The sequence below is a fragment of the Corynebacterium gottingense genome, assembly GCF_003693265.1.
Classification (GTDB): domain Bacteria; phylum Actinomycetota; class Actinomycetes; order Mycobacteriales; family Mycobacteriaceae; genus Corynebacterium; species Corynebacterium gottingense.
On sequence record NZ_RDRE01000054.1, the window covers coordinates 1 to 4,344 of the forward strand.

Sequence of the window (4,344 nt, forward strand, 5' to 3'; positions counted from 1 at the left end):
AGGAAGCCCATGTCCAGCATCTCGTCGGCCTCGTCGAGCACGAGGATGGCCACCTGACTCAGCGAGAGGTCGCCGCGCTGCAGGAGGTCGAGCAGGCGACCCGGGGTGCCGACGATGACGTCCACGCCGGCGTCGATAGCCGCGAGCTGCTCCTCGTACGGTCTGCCGCCGTAGATGGTGGCGACACGGACTGGGGTGTGTATGGAGGCGCGCTCGAGGTCCTCGCCGACCTGGGCGGCGAGCTCGCGCGTGGGCACGACGACGAGGGCGCGCGGGGTGCCGTCGAGTTCCGCAATTGCGGCGTCATCAAACACGCGGTCCAGCAGGGGGATGCCGAAGGCGTAGGTCTTGCCCATGCCGGTGCGGGCCTGCCCGATGAGGTCGCGCCCGTCGAGCGCGAGCGGGATGGCCAGCTCCTGGATGGAGAAGGTCCGCTCGATGCCCTGCTCCGCCAACGCGTCGAGCAGCTCGGCGGCGACACCGAGTTCCTCGAATGTCGGGGCGGGGCGGTGTTCACTCTCAGCTGATCTAGGCACACGCTCATCTTAGCTTGAGGCCGTTACAATAGGGCCACCGCTTAACAACGAGCCGGTACAAGCAAAACTACTAGTGAAGGAACGTGACCCGCTTTTATGGACATCAAGTTTGGTCTGGCCGACACCGCGCGCGAACTCGTGATCAAGCTGCCGGAAGGGCAGGAGGACATCCTCAGCGTGGTTGAGCAGGCGATTGAGTCCGGGCAGTCGACCCTGAAGGTGGTGGATGAGAAGGAGCGTACCTACCTCATCCGCACGGACCGGATCGCGTACGTGGAGCAGGGCTCGACCACCGCGCGCTCTGTCGGCTTCATGCGATAGATTGAGAGGTTATGACGACGAGGCAGAGCAACGCCGAGTGGCCCGACGCGAACGACCGGCGCGATGTGGACGCAAACGCCAACGCGGAGGACTTCTTCGGTGAGTGGGATGGCGACGATGACGGCGGCGAAGGCCGCCTCGTCCGCTTTGCCCGCGAGTACGGGTGGCGTGCCTACGCAATCCCGGTCCTCGCGGTCCTGACGCTGCTCGTCGTAGTGAACATGTTCCAAAACCCGGGCTCCGCCGTGGTGGACGCTGCCGGCTCGGAGGGGCACTCCGAGCGCGGAATCGGCGTCGCGGGCCAGGATTCGAGCAGCGGCGAGGGCGGCGTTGAGGGCAACGTCGAGCGCAAGCCCGCCGAACTGCCGGAGGGGGTGCAGAACGCGTTGGAGCTGCCGCCGGGCGGACCGATCGCGGAGGCCGGAGAGGGCACGTACCGCGAGGTGGGTGCGCCGGGCGCCAACGGGGGCAAGGGCGACGAGCTGACGCTGCGCTACGTTGTCGAGGTGGAAAACGGGGTGGATACCAACCCGTACGGCGGCGACCAAGCCGTCGCTGAAATGGTGGACGCGACGCTGCTGGATCCGCGCAGCTGGACCAACGACCCGCGCTTCCGCTTCGAGCACGTCTCCGGCGCTGACAACCCGGACGTGAAGATCCGCCTTACCTCCTTGAACACCGCTAAGGAGATGTGCGGCATGGAGCTGGACATGGAAACGAGTTGCCGGACCATGATCACGGGGGATGACACCGTCGTGCTCAATGAGGCCCGCTGGGTGCGCGGCGCAGCGCCGTTCGAGGGCGACCTGGGCCGCTACCGCCAGTACCTGATCAACCACGAGGTGGGGCACGCCCTTGGTTTCGCATCGCACGAGCCGTGCCCGGCGGATGGCGCCCTCGCGCCGGTGATGATGCAGCAGACCCTGAGCCTGAACAACGGCCAGCTGCACTCCTTTGACCCGGAAGAGGTCTACCCGGATAACCCGGACACGTGCCTGGCCAACCCGTGGCCCTACCCGCGCCCTGCGGCGAGCTAGGGGGGCGCCTTGATTCCGGAGCACGTACTTTCCGCCTTCCAGTTGGAGGGGCGCGGCACGCCGACCTCGCCCGCGTGGGACAACGGCCTGCGCTTCGGCCACGTTGTCGTGGCTCGCGCGACGCAGACCGCCGCCTGGTCGGGCAAGGTGCGCGACAAGCTGGGCGATTCGCTCGGCGGCGTCCGCTTCGCGCGACCGGTGCGCTCCACCGACGGCCGCCTCGTGGTCAACGGGTTTTGCGCCAACGAGTTCGCGCCGGGGGAGCCGGCAGCGCGCGTCGATGAGGCGATCGCTGCGGCGTTGCTTATCGACGCCCCACTGACCCAGTTCAACGCCCCACCCGCACCCCGCGACGATGCATGGGCGGAGGCGGACCGCGCGGCCTGGCGAGGCTTCGACCTGGACCCCGCGGAGAACCAGCTGGTCACCGCCCATATCGATTTCCTCGCCTGCTGCCTGTTTTCCGGCACGGATGCGCCGGTGGTGACGGAGCTGGTGCCCTCGGTGAGCCCGCGCCCCCGCGGGTATACCGCCGCGCTGACGATGGTGGACGGCCTGCTCGCCGGGGCGGTGGATGACGGCGTGGTGTCGCGCTGGGCGCACATCCCCGACGTGGGGTTCTTGGCGGAGCGGGCGCTCGAGTTCCGTGAAATCGCAGCCCGCACCGCGGGAGTGAACATAGGTTCGAGGGTTTCGTGGGTGCGTGAGGTCCTCGTGTCCGCCTAGCCTGGCAGACTAGGGCGCATGCCAACCCCACGCACCGAACCGATGACTCCCGCCGCCGCGCGGATCCCCCGCGCGCGCCTTGTCCCGCGCCGCCGCACGACCACGCAGCGCTCGTGGCCCGTCACGCTTCCGGCGAGCGGGCTGTGGAAGGTCACCGGCGAGGCCGGCTCCGGCGTGTCCAGCTTCCTAGTGGATACGGCGGTGGCCGCGGCGCTTCGGCTGGCCGAGCAAGGCGGGGACGCCAGCGGCGTCGTCGTGGTCACGGACTCCAAGGAGGCGGCGGCCCGGCTGCGCGCAGAGATCTCCGACCGGCTCGCGCGCAGCGGGTTTGTCGCCAGCGAGCCGATGGTGCGCTCCGTCCATTCGCTCGCGTTCGCGGTGCTGCGGCAGCGCTTCGACGAGGAGATCCGCCTGATCTCCGGCGCCGAGCAGGACGCCGTGATCCGCGAGCTTCTTGCCGGCCAGGTGGAGGACGTACGCGGCACCTGGCCCGAGGAGCTGCGCCCCGCGATGGGCATGCTCGGCTTTGCCCGGCAGCTGCGCGATGTGCTCCTGCGCGCGGTCGAGCGCGGGCTCACCGCCGACGAGCTGCGCGGACTCGGCGAGCGCTACGACGTGCCCATCTGGTGCGCCTCCGCCGACTTCCTGCGCGAGTACCAGCAGGTCATGGCGCTCACCCCGGCCACCAGATTCTCCGCGTCCGAGCTGGTCAGCGAGGTCCTGCGCGGGGAGGTGCCTAGGTGGGACGCAGTGCTTGTCGACGATGCCCAGCACCTCGCCCCCGCCCCCGCCGAATTCGTGCGTCGGCTCCTTTCCGGCGCAGACCTCGGCGTGGTCGGGGGAGACGTCGCCCAGTCCATCTTCCACTTCCGCGGCGCCTCCCCGCGCTTCTTCCACGACCTGGGCGGTCTCGACCACCAGGTGATCGACCTGGGGGAGTCGCGCCGCGACCCCGAGCGGCGCGTGGCCGTCACGCGGAGCGACGCCGCCCAACACGCCGCGGTGGCGGACGCCCTGCGCCGCGCGCACCTGGAGGACGGGGTGGCCTACCGGGACATGGCCGTCGTGGTGCGTTCCACGCCGATGCTGGAGCCGGTGCGCCGCGCGCTGCTGCACGCCGGGGTGCCGGTGATGCTCAACCCCACCGACGTGGTGCTCGGGGAGCAGCGCATCGTCGCGGCCCTGCTCACCGGCCTGCGCGCGCTAGACCAGGAGCTCACCCCCGCGCAGTGGCGCGACTTCCTGCTCGGCCCCGTCGGCGGCGCCGACCCCGTCACCCTGCGCCGCCTGTTGCGCGGCCTGCGCCGCTGGGAACCCGAGGTGCGCGCGGAGGAGAGTCTGCGCCGCCTGCTGCTCAGCCCTGCGGAGCTGCCGGACTTCGGCCCCGTGCTCACGGACCGCGAGCTCTCGATCCTCACGCGCGTGCGGCGGGTGCTCGACGCCGCCAGGCGCGCGCAGGCGGACGGCGGCAGCGTGGAGGAGGTGCTCTGGGCGCTCTGGCACGCGACCGGGCTGTCGGACCACCTGCTCGCGGTCGCCCTGCGCGGCGGGGCGAGCGGCTCGCAGGCGGACCGGGACTTGGACGCGGTCATGGCGCTTTTCGACGCCGCCGGCGACTTCACCGAGCGCCGCGCAGCAGCAGGAGTGGACTCGTTCGTGGCGGACATCGACGCGCAGGAGCTGCCGACGGGCGTGCGCGACCGCCGCAGCGCGGCGCCCGACGC

Annotated in this window: 5 protein-coding genes; 4 read left to right on the forward strand and 1 reads right to left on the reverse strand. The window is 70.5% G+C overall.

The features are described from left to right. Positions 1-536, reverse strand: a 536-nt coding sequence (locus EAW56_RS11145; RefSeq protein WP_122086599.1) for a DEAD/DEAH box helicase, incomplete at its 3' end; no start/stop codon positions are given. Positions 537-632: 96 nt separating this feature from the next. Between EAW56_RS11145 and EAW56_RS11150 the strand changes: the two genes are divergently transcribed. From EAW56_RS11150 to EAW56_RS11165, 4 genes are all read left to right on the forward strand, one after another. After that, positions 633-857, forward strand: coding sequence for a DUF3107 domain-containing protein (locus EAW56_RS11150; protein WP_095278790.1), 225 nt, complete (start codon positions 633-635; stop codon positions 855-857). An 11-nt stretch (positions 858-868) separates the two neighbouring features. Next, the gene (locus EAW56_RS11155) at positions 869-1,894 is read left to right on the forward strand and encodes a DUF3152 domain-containing protein (RefSeq protein WP_122086595.1); all 1,026 of its coding nucleotides are present in this window, start codon (positions 869-871) and stop codon (positions 1,892-1,894) included. A gap of 9 nt (positions 1,895-1,903) precedes the next feature. Beyond that, positions 1,904-2,620 (forward strand): hypothetical protein, encoded by a 717-nt coding sequence (locus tag EAW56_RS11160; RefSeq protein WP_122086597.1) that lies wholly within the window; start codon positions 1,904-1,906, stop codon positions 2,618-2,620. 18 nt (positions 2,621-2,638) lie between these two features. Beyond that, positions 2,639-4,344, forward strand: a 1,706-nt coding sequence (locus EAW56_RS11165; RefSeq protein ID WP_244213419.1) for a UvrD-helicase domain-containing protein, incomplete at its 3' end; no start/stop codon positions are given.

Coding starts and splice junctions, on each gene's coding strand:
- EAW56_RS11150 (WP_095278790.1), top strand. CDS start 633: ATGGACATCAAGTTTGGTCTGGCCGACACCGCGCGCGAACTCGTGATC.
- EAW56_RS11155 (WP_122086595.1), top strand. CDS start 869: ATGACGACGAGGCAGAGCAACGCCGAGTGGCCCGACGCGAACGACCGG.